The following is a 15643-nucleotide window of genomic DNA, read 5'->3' on the forward strand; positions in this document are numbered from 1 at the left end:
AGTGTCGAGGAGTGTCGGGGAGCACCTCACCGGCGGAATCGCCCGCGTCGTCATCATCGGCACCGCGGGAGCGGAGTGTCCGGCAACGCTGAGCGTCCTCGTGTATGCCCGCATCGTCGCAGGTGGCGGCGTTGACGACGGGCGGTGGCGGATGTGCCGTCACCACGTGCCCGGCCGGCCGCGCTCCCAAGGGCTTCTCTACAGCGCCTTTGGGCTGCGCGCATGCGCACCTACGCCACACGGGTGGTGTTCATCGGAAGAACTGCCGACCCGTGGCGTAGATCCCACGAATCCCAAGATGCGTCCACATCATGAGGAAGGTATGTAAAACGCCCAATCCGAAAGTGAGGGGTCATGGCCGCCGTCAAGGTCACCTCGTTGTGGACCGCCTTCATCTCCCTGCTCGTCACCCTGCTCGCCTCGCTGGGATTCGTGACCTCCGCCAAGGCGGCTCAGCAGCCCTCGGCTCAGCAGCCGGAAGGGCCTGCCGGGCAGGAGCCCACGGCTCAGGAGCGCTCGGCCCAGGAGCCCACAGCTTCGGAGCGCTCAGCTCAAAGACGCACCGCGCACGGGCGTGGGGAGACGGCGGACGTGGGGTACGGCCCGTGGCAGGGGGTGTTCCGTTCGAAAGGCCCGCGTGACCGGTCCCTGCCGCCGACGATCAAGCAGCGCATCGGTGCGGAAGCGCACGGCACCTCACCGGCGGTACGGCACATGCCCGCCCAGAACGACTCCGGACTGTCGGCAGCGCTGGCGTCGTCGGCTTCGTGGGCCGCTCAGGACTCCTCGCCCGTCACCGACGCCGAGCGCGTCGCGGCATGAGGCGCCGGGAAGCTCTCGGCTCGCCCGGCGCCCGATGCGACGCTCAGCGACGGTCCTCGCGGTCCGAACCGGCCTCCGCCTGCTTCGCCTGAACCTCCGGGTCCAGCACCGACTCACCACTCCCGTCGCTCCCGTCGACCGACGACAGTGAGCGGTCCGAGACCTCGGTGGGAGCGGGAGGCTCGACCAGCCAGTCCGGGTTGGCCTGCTTGTCCCACCACTTCCACGCGGCGAACAGCCCCACGGCCACGACACCGAGAATGGCCGCGCCCTTCACGGCGCGACCGCACCTGGCCCGCCGCTCGTTCTTCTTCGCAAGCTTCTTGATGTCCTTCGCCGAAACCTGACCGCGCAGCGCGGCCAGGGCAGCAGCGGATCGGGCCACGGCCTCCTGCCCCACGGGCTGAGCGACCGCCACGGCCTGCTCGATGCGCGGCGTGGTGTAGTCCGCTGCCTGACGTGCGGCGTTCCGGGTCATGACGGCGGCCCGGTGAGCCGCGTCGTCCACCTTCGGCGGCACATGCGGTGCGACGTAGGCCTTGTACTGGGTACGAGCCTGACGGCGCGCCTGATGCGCGGCTCGCGTCACCTTGGGCGCGACGCGCACGCGAGCCTGGTGCGCGTAGAGCGCGGCTTGGTCCTTGGCCGTGCCGGCGTAGGGCGCCACCACTTCCGCGGCGTGCAGCACGCTGTCCTTCGCCGTACCGGTCGCGGCGCGCACGCTGTCCATGCGGGTCACGGGGATCCTCCTCCTCGGTGGCGTTCGCGGGGGTCTGGGGTGTTGTCGACCCAGGTAAGGCACCGTGCGCCTTTCCGCCCTTTCGGAAATCATGCCTGCTGAGCCCGGGCTCGGCATGCGGGACGGGCATCCGGGTCATTTTCTTCGTCGACGGCTCTTCCGTGCGAGGATCGGTAGACGTCAGAGAAGACTTACGGAAGGCAGATCGTGGCCGAGCAGCTTTACGCCACCCTGAAGACCAACCACGGCGACATCGACATCCGGCTCCTGCCGAACCACGCGCCGAAGACGGTCAAGAACTTTGTGGAGCTCGCGAAGGGCGAGCGCGAGTGGACGCACCCGGCGACCGGCAAGAAGTCCACCGACAAGCTGTACGACGGCACGGTCTTCCACCGGGTGATCAGCGGCTTCATGATCCAGGGCGGCGACCCGCTGGGCAACGGCACGGGCGGCCCGGGATACGAGTTCGCGGACGAGTTCCACCCGGACCTGGCCTTCGACAAGCCGTACCTGCTGGCCATGGCCAACGCCGGCCCGGGCACCAACGGCTCGCAGTTCTTCATCACCGTGGCCCCCACCGCCTGGCTGACCCGCAAGCACACCATCTTCGGTGAGGTCGCCGACGAGGCCAGCAAGAAGGTCGTGGACGCCATCGCGACCGCGCAGACCAACCCGCGCACCGACCGCCCGCTGAACGACGTGGTGATCGAGTCCGTCGTGGTCGAGACCCGCGAGGCCTGAGACCCGTACGGGAACCATTCCGCCCCGCTCGGCCGTATGACGAGCGGGGCGGCGGACTGCGTACGAAACGTGTACGAACGCAGAAGCGCCGCGCATCGGACGAGGGGACCCCATGGATCAGGCGCCAGGAAGCCCGGACCAGCCTCGCGCGGCGGACGGACTGCCGAGCTGCTACCGCCACCCGGGCCGGGAGACGGGTATCAGCTGTACCCGCTGCGAGCGGCCGATCTGCCCGGACTGCATGGTCGACGCCTCGGTGGGCTTCCAGTGCCCGGAGTGCGTCCGCACGGGGTCGGGGACGGGCCACGCGCCGACCGCCAACCGGCCCCGTACGATCGCGGGCGGCTCGATCGCGGCCGGTGACCCGCATCTGGTGACCAAGATCCTGATCGGTCTCAATCTCGCGGTGTTCGTGGCGGTCCTCGTCGACCGGGAGCGGGTGGTCGGCGAGCTGGTCCTGGTCGGAGCCTGGCCCGCGCCGCCGTACCTCGTGTCCGACGGCGTCGCCGACGGACAGTGGTACCGGCTCCTCACCTCGATGTTCCTGCACCAGGAGATCTGGCACATCGCCTTCAACATGCTGGGGCTGTGGTGGCTGGGCGGGCCGCTGGAGGCGGCGCTCGGCCGGGCGCGCTATCTGGCGCTCTATCTGCTCTCCGGCCTGGCGGGCAGTGCGTTCGTCTACCTCCTCGAGGATCCGACGCAGGGGACGCTGGGTGCTTCCGGCGCGGTCTGGGGTCTGCTCGGTGCCACCGCCGTGCTGATGCGCCGGCTCAACTACGACATGCGCCCGGTGATCGCGCTTCTCGCGCTGAACGTGCTCTTCACCTTCACCTGGAGCGGGATCTCCTGGCAGGCCCACATCGGCGGGCTCATCGCCGGTACCGCCATCGCCTTCGGCATGGTGCACGCGCCGCGCGAGCGACGGGCTCTGGTGCAGTACGGGACCTGTGCACTCGTACTGCTGGTGATCATCGTGACCGTGGTCGTGAGGACGCAGTCGCTCACCTGAGCATGAGCTTTCCCCAAAGTTGTCCACAGAGTGTGCCGGATCTTGTGCATCCTGTGTGAACGACTGCGCCCCTCATCCCTGACCTGGGTTTTCCCAGGAGAGACAAGGGGCGGACAGGGTCGGCGGCCGTTGCTGCAACGGCCGCAACAGTCACACCGGCGTCAACGTCCGCTGAGTTATCCACAGATCGTCTGACCTTTTCCTCACTCTGTGGACGACGCTGTGGATAACTCGGGGCAGAGCTTGACAGCCGCTATGCCGGCGCTACTTCCACTGTGTGGACACGGCGAAGCCGCCTGCGATGAAGCCGAAGCCCACCACGATGTTCCAGTTGCCGAGCGACTCGATGGGCAGGCGGCCGTCGGTGACGTAGAAGACGACGATCCAGGCCAGTCCGATCAGGAACAGAGCCAGCATCACGGGAGCGACCCAGCTGCGACTGGTCAGCTTGATGTTGGTCGCCTGCTTCGTGGCCGGCGGCGTGAAGTCGGCCTTCTTGCGGATACGTGACTTCGGCACGAGGGACTCTCCTGTCGATGCGCTGCGTGGCCGCGCAGGGAAACTGTGACTGGCGCCGGGTACGGGAGCGAGGGGGACCAAGGGCTCCCCCCGGGCGTCCGTTAGCGTAGTCCTTCCGCGGCGCCTGAAGGGTAAGGGTACGTTGAGCAATTCCGCCGACTCCCCCGGTGGGCCGGTCCGCCGCATCGCCTGGCGGCCGGTCCGGCTGCTGACCGCTGCCGTTTTCGCACTCGCCGGACTGATCTTCGTCACCAGCTTCATCACGGCCAAGGGCACCAACCTCCGCACCGACGACTCGCTGCTGAAGCTCTCCGATCTGATCCAGCAGCGCAGCGACAAGAACGCCGGACTCGACGAGTCCACGGCGGCGGTCCGCAAGGACGTCGACGCCCTCGCCAGCCGCGACGACGGCTCCACCAAGGCCGAGGACGCGAAGCTCCAGGCGCTGGAGGAGGCCGCGGGGACCAAGAAGCTCAGCGGTCAGGCCGTCACGGTCACCCTCAATGATGCTCCCCCGAACGCCCAGGCGGCCCCTGGCTACCCGGAGCCGCAGGCCAACGACCTGGTCATCCACCAGCAGGATCTGCAGGCCGTGGTCAACGCCCTCTGGCAGGGCGGTGCGCAGGGCATCCAGGTCATGGACCAGCGCCTGATCTCCACCAGCGCCGTGCGCTGCGTCGGCAACACGCTGATCCTCCAGGGCCGCGTCTACTCGCCGCCGTACAAGGTGACGGCCGTCGGCGACCCGGGCGATCTCCAGCGCGCGCTGACCGCCTCCCCGGCGATCCAGAACTACCAGCTGTACGTGACGGCGTACGGGCTGGGCTGGAAAGTCGACGAGCACGAGGCGGTGACTCTCCCCGGCTACTCGGGCACAGTGGATCTCCACTACGCGAAGCCCGTGCAGTAGCCCCCGGGGAGGCCGGCCGGTGTCGGTGCGACTGATCGTCAGGACGTTCAGCGAGATATGCATCACCACCGGCACCGTGATCGTGCTGTTCGTGGTGTACGTGCTGTTCTGGACCGGCGTGAAGGCCGAGGGCGCGACGGACGGGGAGATCGTCAGGCTCCAGGAGGAGTGGACCCGGCTTCCGGTCGCGTCACCGGCATCTCCGGAACCTCAGGCATCTCCGGCGCCCCCTGCCCCCGTTCCCGCCCCGGCCCCGAAGGCGTACGAGGACGGAAAGCCCTTCGCCGTCATGTACATCCCCCGCTTCGGCGCGAGCTGGGACTGGCCGGTGCTGGAGGGCACGTCGGCCGGGACACTGAAGAAGGGACTCGGGCACTACGCCGCCACCGCCCGGCTCGGCGATACCGGGAACTTCTCGGTGGCCGGCCACCGGCGTACGTACGGGGACCCGTTCAAGGACTTCCCGGAGCTACGGCCGGGTGACGCGGTGATCCTGACGGACGGGACGACGTGGTTCACGTACCGGATCCGGAACAAGCCGTACCGGACGGTCCCGAGCGATGTCGCCGTCATCGACCCCGTCCCGGGCCGGTCCGGCTTCGAAGGAGCGGGCCGCTATCTGACGCTGACCACCTGTGATCCGGAGTGGGGCAGCAGCCACCGGCTTATCGCCTGGGCGCATCTGGACGCCACCCAGCCTGTGACGGAAGGCAAGCCGGAAGCTTTCCACAGCTGACCCACGGGCCCCTCGCGCCCTTTAGTCTGGTCCCGTACCGAACGGAAAGGCACAGCATGTACGGCTGGATCTGGCGGCATCTGCCGGGCAACGCATGGGTGCGGGCGTTCATCTCGCTCGTGCTGATCCTCGCGGTCGTCTATGTGCTGTTCCAGTACGTCTTCCCCTGGGCGGAGCCGCTGCTTCCGTTCAACGATGTGACGGTGGACGGCCAGTGAGCGCGCGCATTCTCGTCGTCGACAACTACGACAGCTTCGTCTTCAACCTCGTCCAGTACCTGTACCAGCTGGGCGCGGAGTGCGAAGTCGTGCGCAACGACGAGGTGTCCACCTCGCATGCGCAGGACGGCTTCGACGGAGTCCTCCTGTCGCCCGGCCCCGGCGCGCCGGAACAGGCAGGGGTGTGCATCGAGATGGTCCGCCACTGCGCCGCGACCGGGGTGCCCGTCTTCGGCGTCTGCCTCGGCATGCAGTCGATGGCGGTGGCGTACGGCGGCGTGGTCGACCGTGCGCCGGAGCTGCTCCACGGCAAGACCTCCCTCGTGCTGCACGAGGGCAAGGGCGTCTTCGCAGGGCTGCCCTCCCCCTTCACCGCGACCCGCTATCACTCGCTGGCCGCCGAGCCGGCGACGGTCCCGGACGAGCTGGAGGTCACGGCGCGTACGGAGGACGGCATCATCATGGGGCTGCGCCACCGTGAACTGGCCGTGGAGGGTGTGCAGTTCCACCCCGAGTCGGTGCTCACGGAGCACGGTCATCTGATGCTCGCCAACTGGCTTGAGCAGTGCGGGGACACGGGCGCGGTGGGCCGTTCGGCAGGGCTCGCGCCGGTGGTGGGCAAGGCTCTGGCGTGAGCGGCGAGGGGGGATCGCCGTGGTTCCGGGCCGGGGATGTCCCCGAGCAGCCCCGGGAGCCGCAGGAGTGGTACGACCCCGAGGGCTATCAGCAGGACTGGTACGGGCAGCAGGCGCAGCCCCCGTACATACCTGAACCCGCGCCGGAACCTGCACCGGAGTACGCGTATCCCGTACCGGAGCCCGCGCATTCCGTAACGGATGCCTTTGCCGTACCGGACCACGTACCGGACCCCGTGCCCGACGACGAGACCGTCGCGCTGCGGACCTCCGGCACCCACCGTGCCGCGAGCGCGGCGCCCGATCAGCCCACCGGGGGCCGCGCGGAGCGCCGCAGGGCCGCCAAGGCCCGCGGCAGGCGCCGCGCCGCGCCCACGACGACGCCGCAGCCGCCGGGGGGCGGCACCCCGCTGTCCCGGGTCGAAGCCCGCCGGGCCGCCCGCGCGGCCAAGGACAGCCCGGCCGTCATCGCCAGCCGCGCCTTCGGTGAGCTCTTCATCAGCATCGGCGTGCTGATGCTGCTGTTCGTCACGTACCAGCTGTGGTGGACCAACATCCGCGCCGGGCAGGAGGCCAACGCCGAGGCGAACAAGATCCAGGACGGCTGGGCGAAGGGCCGCGCGCCGGGTGCCTTCGAGCCGGGCCAGGGCTTCGCCATCATGCACATCCCCAAGCTCGACGTGGTCGTCCCGATCGCCGAGGGCATCAACAAGCACGCGGTGCTGGACCGGGGCATGGTCGGCCACTACGGCGAGGGCAAGCTCAAGACCGCGATGCCCGAGGACAAGCAGGGCAACTTCGCGGTCGCCGGCCACCGCAACACCCACGGCGAACCGTTCCGCTACATCAACCAGCTCACTCCCGGCGATCCGATCGTCGTCGAGACGCAGGACGCCTACTTCACGTACGAGATGGCGGCCATCCTGCCGCAGACGTCGCCGTCGAACGTCGGGGTGATCGGGCCCGTACCGTCCGGCTCAGGATTCACCAAGCCGGGCCGCTACATCACACTGACCACTTGCACACCCGAATTCACGAGTACGTATCGAATGATCGTGTGGGGCAAGATGGTCGACGAACGGCCGCGCAGCAAGGGCAAGCCGGACGCGCTCGTCGGCTGACGGACGACCGTACTTCAGGACGACGGAAAAAACGGAAAACAGGGACAGGGACAGGTGCAGTGGCACGTGCGCGCAGCCGGATCGCCGGCGTCATCAGTGTCTTCGGCGAGCTGCTGATCACCGCAGGGCTGGTGCTGGCCCTGTTCGTCGTCTACTCGCTGTGGTGGACGAACGTCCTCGCCGACCGCGAGGCCTCCAAGGACGGCAACCGCGTACGCGACCGCTGGGCGGGCGGTCCCGGCGCGCTGGACACCAAGGACGGCATCGGCTTCCTCCATGTGCCCGCCATGAACAACGGTGAGGTCCTGGTCAAGAAGGGCACCGACCCGGACACCCTCAACCGCGGTGTCGCCGGCTACTACACCGACCCCATCAAGTCGGCCCTCCCGTCCGACAAGCAGGGCAATTTCACGCTGGCCGCGCACCGCGACGGCCACGGCGCGAAGTTCCACAACATCCACAAGGTCAAGACCGGGGACTCGATCATCTTCGAGACCAAGGACACCTGGTACATCTACAAGGTCTACAAGGACCTCAAGGAGACGTCCAAGTACAACGTCGACGTCCTCCAGCCGGTCCCGAAGGAGTCGGGTACGACCAAGCCCGGCCGCTACATCACCCTGACGACCTGCACGCCCGTGTACACCTCGGACTACCGGTACATCGTGTGGGGCGAGCTGGAGCGCACGGAGAAGGTCGACAAGGACCGTACGCCGCCGGCGGAGCTGAGCTAGGGCCGGACGCCCTGGGACAGACCCAGGGCAAGACCCAGGGCAAGACCTAGGACAGACCCCAGGACAGTCCCTGGGCGTGTCTGAGAAGTAGCGCCGGCCGCACGCGTACGGGAGCGGACAGCGAGAGGCCCCGGGCCCCTGAGTGGGTGCCGGGGCCTCTCGCTGTCCGTTACGGGCCTCCAGGGCCTACGGGGCCGTCGTCGGGCCGGGCAGGGTGCCCGGACGTCCGTCGGCTAACCGTCGCGTCCGCTGAAGAAGCCGCCGCCACCGTTGTTCCCCTGGTCGCCGCTGATGGTGAACAGCTGGATCGGGGTGGTGGCCGGGTCCGCCTGGGTGCCCGGAGCCGGGTTCTGCTGGATCACCTTGGCGTTGTCGTTCGAGTCGCCCTGCACCTGGATGTTGGAGTAGCCGGCCTGCTGAAGCAGCGCCTTGGCCTCGCCCAGGGTCCTGCCCCGTACTTCCGGCACCTGGCTCTGCGGCGTCTGCGGGCCCTTGGAGACCTGCAGTGTGACCGTAGTGCCCTTGGGTTCCTTGGATCCCGCTGTCGGGTCCTGGGCGATGACCTGGCCCAACGGCTGATCCGAGTCGACGTCCTGCCGCACGACCGTGTATCCGAGCGTCGTCAGCTGCTGGTTGGCGGGGTCGAACTGCTGGCCCACCACGTCCGGCACGGGCTTCGTGGACTGCTTGGCGATCTTCAGGGTGACGGTGATGCCCTTCTCCGCCTTGGAGTTCCCCGGGGGATCCTGCGAGACGACCGTGCCGGCCTCCTGGTCGGAGTCGACCGATTCGGTCTCGACCTTGAAGCCCTTGTTCCTCAGCTGCTTCGTCGCGTTTTCCTCGGACTTCTCCGTGACGTCCGGCACCTCGACCAGCGGCGCGCCCTGCGAGACGACGACCTGGATGGTGTCGCCCTCTTCCATCTTGCCGCTCGCCGGCGTCTGGCTGCAGACGCTGTTCTTCGGCTGGTCGCAGCGGGCGGTCCCGGACTGGACGACCTTGACGTTCACGTTGGTCCCCAGCTGCTGGGCTTCATCAAACGGCTTTCCGACGAGCTGTGGCACGTCGATCTTGCCGGTGCCGCCGCCGCCTCCGCCGAAGACCGACTTGCCGATGAGGATCGCGCCGACCAGAACGAGGATGCCCGCGAGCACCAGCAGGATCGTCGACGTGTTCGACTTCTTCTGGCGCCGGCGGTCAGGGCGGTCGTCGTAGCCGTATCCGCCGTCGTCCGGGCTCATGGGCGGCAGCATCGACGTCTGGCCCGCCGGGTCGGTCGGGCGCAGCGCCGTCGTCGGCCGGTCGTCACCGTGCTGCGCACCGTACCCGCCGTAGCCGACCGCGCCCATCGCCGCCGTCGCCGCGACCGGCTGGCCGTCGAGGCAGGCCTCGATGTCGGCCCGCATCTCGTCGGCGGACTGGTAGCGGTAGTCGGGGTCCTTGACCAGCGCCTTCAGTACGATCGCGTCCATCTCGGGCGTGATCTCGGGGTCGAAGTTGCTGGGCGGCTGAGGCTCTTCCCGTACGTGCTGGTAGGCGACCGCGACCGGGGAGTCCCCGACGAACGGCGGCCGGACCGTCAGCAGCTCGTACAGCAGGCAGCCGGTGGAGTAGAGGTCGGAGCGCGCGTCGACCTGCTCACCCTTGGCCTGCTCCGGGGAGAGGTACTGGGCGGTGCCGATCACGGCCGCGGTCTGCGTCATGGTCATGCCCGCGTCGCCCATGGCGCGCGCGATGCCGAAGTCCATGACCTTGACCTGGCCGGTACGCGTCAGCATGACGTTCGCCGGCTTGATGTCGCGGTGGACGATGCCGTTGCGGTGCGAGTACTCGAGGGCCTGGAGGATGCCGATGGTCATCTCCAGCGTGCGCTCGGGCAGCAGCTTGCGCCCGGAGTGCAGGAGCTCTCTGAGTGTCGAGCCGTCGACGTACTCCATCACGATGTACGGGATGGAGACGCCCTCTACGTAGTCCTCGCCGGTGTCGTACACGGCGACGATCGCAGGGTGATTCAGCGAGGCGGCCGACTGGGCCTCACGGCGGAACCGGGCCTGGAAGGACGGGTCGCGGGCGAGATCGGCCCGCAGCGTCTTCACGGCGACGGTGCGGCCGAGCCGGGTGTCGTGGGCGAGGTAGACCTCTGCCATGCCACCACGGCCGAGCACCGAGCCCAGCTCGTACCGGCCGCCGAGGCGACGCGGCTCTTCCATAACTGTTCCAGCCCTCTCCGTCAGTCCCGACCGCACCCGTGTGTGTGCTCCGGCGGTGTGCTGTTCGCGCATACGCTACCGGGCAGGCAGCACCGCATCCGCCCAAGGCCGGGACCTGATATGCGACCGGTATCGCATTGTGCGGTTATGAGGCGGGACGAGGCCAGGACAGTGACCCTCGTCACTTGCCGATTACAGCCTCCATCACCTGCTTGGCGATCGGTGCGGCGAGACCGCCACCGCTGATGTCGTCACGGGCGGTGCCGCTGGAGTCCTCGACCACCACGGCGACCGCGACCGGCGAGCCGCTGTCGGTCTTGGCGTACGAGATGAACCAGGCGTACGGGCGCTTGCTGTTTCCCACACCGTGCTGGGCGGTACCCGTCTTGCCGCCGACCGTCACACCGTCGATCTTCGCGTTACCGCCAGTGCCGTTCTCGACGACGTTCTCCATCATCTCCTGGAGGAGCTGCGCGTTCTTCTCGGAGATCGGGCGGCTCATCTCCTCGGGCTCGGTCTTCTCCAGCACGTCGAGGTTGGGGGCCTCGAGCTGGTCGATCATGTACGGCTTCATCAGCTTGCCGTCATTGGCGATCGCGGCGGTGACCATGGCCATCTGCAGCGGCGTGGCGGCCGTGTCGAACTGGCCGATCGAGGAGAGCGCGTTGCCACCGCGGTCCATGTTCTTGTTGTAGACGGAGGCGGAGGCGCGGACCGGCGTGTCGATCTCCGGGTTGTTGAATCCGAACTTCTCGGCCGTCTCCACCATCTTGTCCCGGCTGACCTTGTCACCGAGGTTCGCGAAGACGGAGTTGCAGGAGACCTCCAGAGCCTTGTTCAGGCTCGCCTTCTCGCAGCCGCCGGCGTGGTTGACCATGGGCTTGCGCGACAGCGGGATGATGTACGGCTCGGGCGTGTCCGTCGCGGCGTTGATGTCCGAGACCACGCCGTGCTCCAGAGCGGCGGCGGCGGTGACGACCTTGAACGTGGAGCCGGGCGGGTAGGTCTCGCGCAGCGCGCGGTTCAGCTTCGGCTTGTCCTTGTCCTTCTCCAGCGCCAGCCAGGCCTTCTCGTCCTTGCCCGAGTAGCCGGCGAAGGTCGAGGGGTCGTACGACGGCGTCGACGCGAGCGCGAGGATCCTGCCGGTCTGCGGGTCGATGGCCGCGACGGCGCCCTTCTTGTCGCCGAGGCCCTTGTACGCGGCCCGCTGGGCCTTGCCGTTCAGGGTGGTGACGACGTTGCCGCCCTTCTTCTTGTCGCCGGTGAACATCGCCATCGTGCGGTCGAAGAAGAGCCGGTCGTCGTTGCCGGTGAGTATGCCGTCCTCGAGCTTCTCGATCTGGTTGGCGTCGTAGGCCTGCGAGGCGTAGCCGGTGACGGGGGCCCACATGGGGCCGTCGATGTAGGTGCGCTTGTACTTGAAGTCGGTGTCGGACGTCGCGACGGAGCCGGTGATGGGCTTGCCGTCGACGATGATGTTGCCGCGTTCCGCCGCGTACCGCTCGATCTGGATCCGGCGGTTCTTGCCGTTGGTGTTCAGATCCTCGGCCTGGACGTACTGGAGCCAGTTGGTGCGGATCAGCAGGGCGAGGACAAGGAGCCCGCAGAAGATCGCGATCCGGCGCAGGGGCTTGTTCACGGGCGGACCACCTGGGTCATCTCGGCGTCGGGGGACGGGGCAGGTGCGGGCGCGGGCCGGCGCGCGGTGTCACTGATACGGATCAGAATCCCGATCAGTGCCCAGTTGGCGAGCACGGAGGAACCGCCGTACGCGACGAACGGCATCGTCATGCCCGTCAGCGGGATGAGGCCCATGACTCCGCCGGCGACGACGAAGACCTGGATGGCGAAAGCGCCGGAGAGGCCGATCGCGAGGAGCTTCCCGAACGGGTCACGGGCGGCGAGCGCCGTGCGTACGCCACGCTCGACGATCAGACCGTAGATGAGCAGGAACGCCATCATTCCGGCCAGACCGAACTCCTCGCCGACCGTGGCGAAGATGAAGTCGGAGTTGGCGGCGAAGCCGATGAGGTCGGAGTTGCCCTGGCCGAGGCCGGTGCCGAGCACACCGCCCGCGCCGAAGGACATCAGGGCCTGGCCGATCTGCTCGCTCTGCCGCCAGGTCTCCTCCGCGAACGGCTCGAGCCAGAACTGGACACGCTGCTGGACGTGCGGCTCGAAGCTCGCGACGCTGACCGCGCCGACCGCGGACATCAGCAGACCGAAGACGATCCAGCTCGTCCGCTCGGTGGCGACGTACAGCATGATCACGAACAGGCCGAAGAACAGCAGCGACGTGCCGAGGTCGGTCTCGAAGACCAGGATCAGGATCGACATGGCCCAGACGACCAGGATCGGTCCGAGGTCACGGCCACGCGGCAGGTAGAGACCCATGAAACGGCGGCTGGCCAGGGCCAGGGCGTCGCGCTTCACCATGAGGTAACCCGAGAAGAAGATCGCGATGATGATCTTCGCGAACTCACCGGGCTGCAGGTTGAGAGGGCCGAGGCTGATCCAGATCTTCGCGCCGTTCCGGGCGGGGAAGAACATCGGCAGGATCAGCAGGACCAGAGCGGCCGCCATGGAGATGTACGTGTAGCGCTGCAGGATCCGGTGGTCCTTGAGCAGCAGCAGTACGGCCACGAAGAGCGCGATGCCGATCGCCGAGTACAGCAGCTGCTTGGGGGCGTCGGGGCTGAAACCGCCGAAGGCGCGCTCGGCACGGGCGATCAGCCGCGGCGACTGGTCGAGGCGCCAGATGAGCACCAGGCCGAGCCCGTTGAGCAGGGTCGCAAGCGGCAGCAGCAGTGGATCGGCGTACTTGGCGAACTTGCGCACCACGAGATGGGCCACGCCCGCCAGCAGCCCGAGGCCGAGACCGTATCCGATCATGCCGGTGGGCACGCTGCCGGTGAGCGCGAGGCCCACATTGGCGTACGCGAACACCGGAATGACGACGGCGAACACGAGCAGCGCCAGCTCGGTGTTGCGGCGGCTCGGCAGTTCGATCGCGCCGATGGTGGTCGTGTTGGTGACAACGCTCATGGTGGAGAAAGGCCCCCCTACGGGTGCTTACTGCTGGCCGCAGTTCGAGGCCAGCTTCTTTTCCTCCTCCGAGAGGGTGGGGCCCGGAGAGGGAGTAGCTGCGGTCGGCTTGGTCTGGGCGGACTGGGTGGAGGGCTTCGTGCCGGTCGTGCCGCCGGCCTGGCCCTCTCCGGGCGGCGCGCTGGGCGCGCGGTCCACGGCGGCGCTGCGCTGCTCCTCCTTCTTGCAGACCGCGGCCTGATCGGCGAGCTCCTGGATCTTCTTGCGGGCGTCGCCGAGGCTGCTTCGGGGGATCGTGTCCTTGACCTGCTTCTGCTGGTAAGGCGCCAGGTACTTGAGTTCGATCTCGGGGTGGTCCTGCTCGACCTTCGAGAGCGAGACCCCGGGCAGGTCCTGGCTGATGCCCCGGTACAGCGCGACGTGGCTGTCGTTGACGCCGACGTAGTACTGGGTCTGCGTCCAGCGGTATGCGCCGTACAGACCGCCGCCGACCACAGCGAGCGCGAGCCCGATGTAGAAGGATCTCTTCAGCCACTTCCGGCCGGAGCGCGGCTTGACGAAGTCCTCGTCCGTGTACGCCCCGAAGCTGCCCCCCGGCGGCATGCCGCCGTAGCCCACCTCGTCGCCACTGCCGGGCGGGCCGAAGCCGCCGCCCGGGGGCGGCGGGGTGGGGCGGCCGAGGCCGGCCGCGCGCCCCGCGGGGGTCTGCATGGCTCCGCCGTCGTTCAGCTGGGCCTGGTTCTCGGCGACCGCGCCGACGACGACCGGGGTGTCGCTCAGCTGCCCGGCCAGGGTGTCGTTGGAGTCGGTGTCGAGGACGTCCGCGACGATGCAGGTGATGTTGTCGGGGCCGCCGCCGCGCAACGCGAGCTGGATCAGCTCCTGCACGGTCTCCTGCGGACCCTGGTAGCTGGCGAGGGTGTCCTCCATCGTCTGGTGCGAGACGACGCCGGACAGTCCGTCGGAGCAGATCAGATAACGGTCACCGGCCCGGACCTCGCGGATGGAGAGATCGGGCTCGACGTGGTCGCCGCTGCCCAGCGCGCGCATCAGCAGGGAGCGCTGCGGATGGGTGGTGGCCTCTTCCTCCGTGATCCGGCCCTCGTCGACGAGCCGCTGCACCCAGGTGTGGTCCTGGGTGATCTGCGTGAGCACGCCGTCACGGAGCAGATACGCGCGGGAGTCCCCGACGTGGACGAGGCCGAGCCGCTGGCCGGTCCAGAGCAGCGCGGTGAGGGTGGTCCCCATGCCTTCGAGCTGGGGGTCCTCCTCGACCATCACACGCAGCTGGTCGTTGGCCCGCTGTACGGCCGTACCGAGCGAGGTGAGGATGTCCGAGCCAGGGACGTCGTCGTCGAGCTGGACCAGCGTGGAGATGACCTCGGAGGAGGCGACCTCACCGGCGGCCTGGCCGCCCATGCCGTCGGCGATCGCGAGAAGGCGCGGGCCGGCGTAGCCGGAGTCCTCGTTGCCTTCCCGGATCATGCCTTTGTGCGATCCGGCGGCGAAGCGCAGTGACAGACTCATGCGCACCTCGCCCGTCGGATCGGGGTACAGCCGGTCTCGAGCCACACTGCCCACCCTCCGGTCGGGAGCCGCCTGCCCCGGCCCACTGCCGGGACCGCCGCGGGGCCCGCTGTGGGTACCGCCGCCGCTCGCTCGCTCCGCTCGCTCATTGTCGTACTACTTCCGCAGCTCGATGACGGTCTTGCCGATGCGGATCGGCGCGCCCAGCGGAATCGGTGTCGGGGTGGTGAGTCGGGTCCGGTCGAGATACGTGCCATTGGTGGACCCGAGATCCTCGACGATCCACTGGCCGTCACGGTCCGGGTAGATCCTGGCATGCCTGCTGGACGCGTAGTCGTCGTCCAGCACGATCGTGGAATCGTGCGCGCGGCCCAGCGTGATCGTCTGGCCCTGCAGCGCGACCGTGGTGCCGGTCAGGCTGCCTTCGGAGACGACCAGCTTGGTGGGTGCCCCCCGGCGCTGGCGGGTGGCCTGCTGGCGCTGCTGCGGAGGCGCGGCAGCCTGACGGGCGGCCTGTTGCGGCCGGGCGTCGGCGTTGCGGCGTGAGCCGCGCTGCGTGACGCGCGTACCGAACAGGTCGCTCCGGATGACCTGGACGGCCACGATGACGAACAGCCACAGAACGGCCAGGAAACCCAGCCGCATGACCGTAAGGGTCAGCTCTGACATTGCCC

The 15643-nt window shown here is 68.4% G+C and carries 16 protein-coding genes; 9 read left to right on the forward strand and 7 right to left on the reverse strand.

Annotation, left to right across the window (positions count from 1 at the left end):
- The first annotated feature begins 354 nt into the window (after positions 1–354).
- A complete protein-coding gene (locus tag AC0699_RS12110) occupies positions 355–822 on the forward strand; it encodes a DUF6344 domain-containing protein (protein WP_478658841.1) in 468 nt (155 codons plus the stop codon).
- Between the two features lie 43 nt (positions 823–865).
- On the opposite strand, the gene AC0699_RS12115 is transcribed toward AC0699_RS12110, so the two are convergent.
- Positions 866–1561, reverse strand: a complete 696-nt coding sequence (locus AC0699_RS12115; RefSeq protein ID WP_478658844.1) for a DUF5324 family protein — start codon at positions 1559–1561, stop codon at positions 866–868.
- A gap of 207 nt (positions 1562–1768) precedes the next feature.
- Between AC0699_RS12115 and AC0699_RS12120 the strand changes: the two genes are divergently transcribed.
- Together AC0699_RS12120 and AC0699_RS12125 are read left to right on the forward strand one after the other, a co-directional pair.
- Positions 1769–2302, forward strand: coding sequence for a peptidylprolyl isomerase (locus tag AC0699_RS12120; RefSeq protein ID WP_453667550.1), 534 nt, complete (start codon positions 1769–1771; stop codon positions 2300–2302).
- Positions 2303–2414: 112 nt separating this feature from the next.
- Complete coding sequence (locus AC0699_RS12125) at positions 2415–3314, forward strand: rhomboid family intramembrane serine protease (protein ID WP_478658847.1); 900 nt, start codon at positions 2415–2417, stop codon at positions 3312–3314.
- A 264-nt stretch (positions 3315–3578) separates the two neighbouring features.
- On the opposite strand, the gene crgA is transcribed toward AC0699_RS12125, so the two are convergent.
- Entirely contained in the window at positions 3579–3833 is a 255-nt protein-coding gene (crgA, locus tag AC0699_RS12130) for a cell division protein CrgA (RefSeq protein ID WP_478658850.1), read from the reverse strand.
- A 142-nt stretch (positions 3834–3975) separates the two neighbouring features.
- Between crgA and AC0699_RS12135 the strand changes: the two genes are divergently transcribed.
- From AC0699_RS12135 to AC0699_RS12160, 6 genes are read left to right on the forward strand one after another with little or no spacing between them, the layout of a single operon-like run.
- Positions 3976–4743: a DUF881 domain-containing protein gene (locus AC0699_RS12135; RefSeq protein ID WP_478658853.1), complete on the forward strand. Its 768-nt coding sequence runs from the start codon at positions 3976–3978 to the stop codon at positions 4741–4743.
- 19 nt (positions 4744–4762) lie between these two features.
- The gene (locus AC0699_RS12140) at positions 4763–5479 is read left to right on the forward strand and encodes a class E sortase (RefSeq protein ID WP_478658856.1); all 717 of its coding nucleotides are present in this window, start codon (positions 4763–4765) and stop codon (positions 5477–5479) included.
- A gap of 56 nt (positions 5480–5535) precedes the next feature.
- Positions 5536–5697 (forward strand): hypothetical protein, encoded by a 162-nt coding sequence (locus AC0699_RS12145; protein WP_469768177.1) that lies wholly within the window; start codon positions 5536–5538, stop codon positions 5695–5697.
- Positions 5694–6332 (forward strand): aminodeoxychorismate/anthranilate synthase component II, encoded by a 639-nt coding sequence (locus AC0699_RS12150; protein WP_453667916.1) that lies wholly within the window; start codon positions 5694–5696, stop codon positions 6330–6332. Before AC0699_RS12145 ends, AC0699_RS12150 begins: the two co-directional genes overlap by 4 nt.
- Complete coding sequence (locus tag AC0699_RS12155) at positions 6329–7453, forward strand: class E sortase (protein ID WP_478658861.1); 1125 nt, start codon at positions 6329–6331, stop codon at positions 7451–7453. Before AC0699_RS12150 ends, AC0699_RS12155 begins: the two co-directional genes overlap by 4 nt.
- Positions 7454–7512: 59 nt before the next feature.
- Positions 7513–8187 carry a class E sortase gene (locus AC0699_RS12160; RefSeq protein ID WP_478658863.1) on the forward strand — a complete coding sequence of 225 codons (675 nt, stop codon included), beginning with the start codon at positions 7513–7515 and terminating at the stop codon, positions 8185–8187.
- 233 nt (positions 8188–8420) lie between these two features.
- Here AC0699_RS12160 and pknB read toward each other — a convergent pair whose 3' ends face one another.
- The 5 genes from pknB to AC0699_RS12185 all read right to left on the reverse strand — a co-directional run bounded on the left by pknB (position 8421) and on the right by AC0699_RS12185 (position 15638).
- Positions 8421–10397 (reverse strand): Stk1 family PASTA domain-containing Ser/Thr kinase, encoded by a 1977-nt coding sequence (gene pknB / locus AC0699_RS12165; RefSeq protein ID WP_478658865.1) that lies wholly within the window; start codon positions 10395–10397, stop codon positions 8421–8423.
- A gap of 181 nt (positions 10398–10578) precedes the next feature.
- Entirely contained in the window at positions 10579–12036 is a 1458-nt protein-coding gene (locus AC0699_RS12170) for a peptidoglycan D,D-transpeptidase FtsI family protein (protein ID WP_478658867.1), read from the reverse strand.
- Complete coding sequence (locus AC0699_RS12175) at positions 12033–13442, reverse strand: FtsW/RodA/SpoVE family cell cycle protein (RefSeq protein ID WP_478658869.1); 1410 nt, start codon at positions 13440–13442, stop codon at positions 12033–12035. Before AC0699_RS12175 ends, AC0699_RS12170 begins: the two co-directional genes overlap by 4 nt.
- 27 nt (positions 13443–13469) lie before the next feature.
- The gene (locus AC0699_RS12180) at positions 13470–14969 is read right to left on the reverse strand and encodes a Stp1/IreP family PP2C-type Ser/Thr phosphatase (protein WP_478658871.1); all 1500 of its coding nucleotides are present in this window, start codon (positions 14967–14969) and stop codon (positions 13470–13472) included.
- Positions 14970–15125: 156 nt separating this feature from the next.
- Positions 15126–15638 (reverse strand): FHA domain-containing protein FhaB/FipA, encoded by a 513-nt coding sequence (locus AC0699_RS12185; RefSeq protein ID WP_266380397.1) that lies wholly within the window; start codon positions 15636–15638, stop codon positions 15126–15128.
- Positions 15639–15643: the final 5 nt, after the last annotated feature.

The sequence above is a fragment of the Streptomyces sp. NPDC043870 genome (genome assembly GCF_056435785.1).

Bases quoted from the DNA above. Each gene is read 5' to 3' on its own strand.
- AC0699_RS12110 (WP_478658841.1), top strand. From the start codon at position 355: ATGGCCGCCGTCAAGGTCACCTCGTTGTGGACCGCCTTCATCTCCCTG.
- AC0699_RS12125 (WP_478658847.1), top strand. From the start codon at position 2,415: ATGGATCAGGCGCCAGGAAGCCCGGACCAGCCTCGCGCGGCGGACGGA.
- AC0699_RS12145 (WP_469768177.1), top strand. From the start codon at position 5,536: ATGTACGGCTGGATCTGGCGGCATCTGCCGGGCAACGCATGGGTGCGG.
- pknB (WP_478658865.1), bottom strand. From the start codon at position 10,397: ATGGAAGAGCCGCGTCGCCTCGGCGGCCGGTACGAGCTGGGCTCGGTG.
- AC0699_RS12175 (WP_478658869.1), bottom strand. From the start codon at position 13,442: ATGAGCGTTGTCACCAACACGACCACCATCGGCGCGATCGAACTGCCG.
- AC0699_RS12180 (WP_478658871.1), bottom strand. From the start codon at position 14,969: ATGAGTCTGTCACTGCGCTTCGCCGCCGGATCGCACAAAGGCATGATC.
- AC0699_RS12185 (WP_266380397.1), bottom strand. From the start codon at position 15,638: ATGTCAGAGCTGACCCTTACGGTCATGCGGCTGGGTTTCCTGGCCGTT.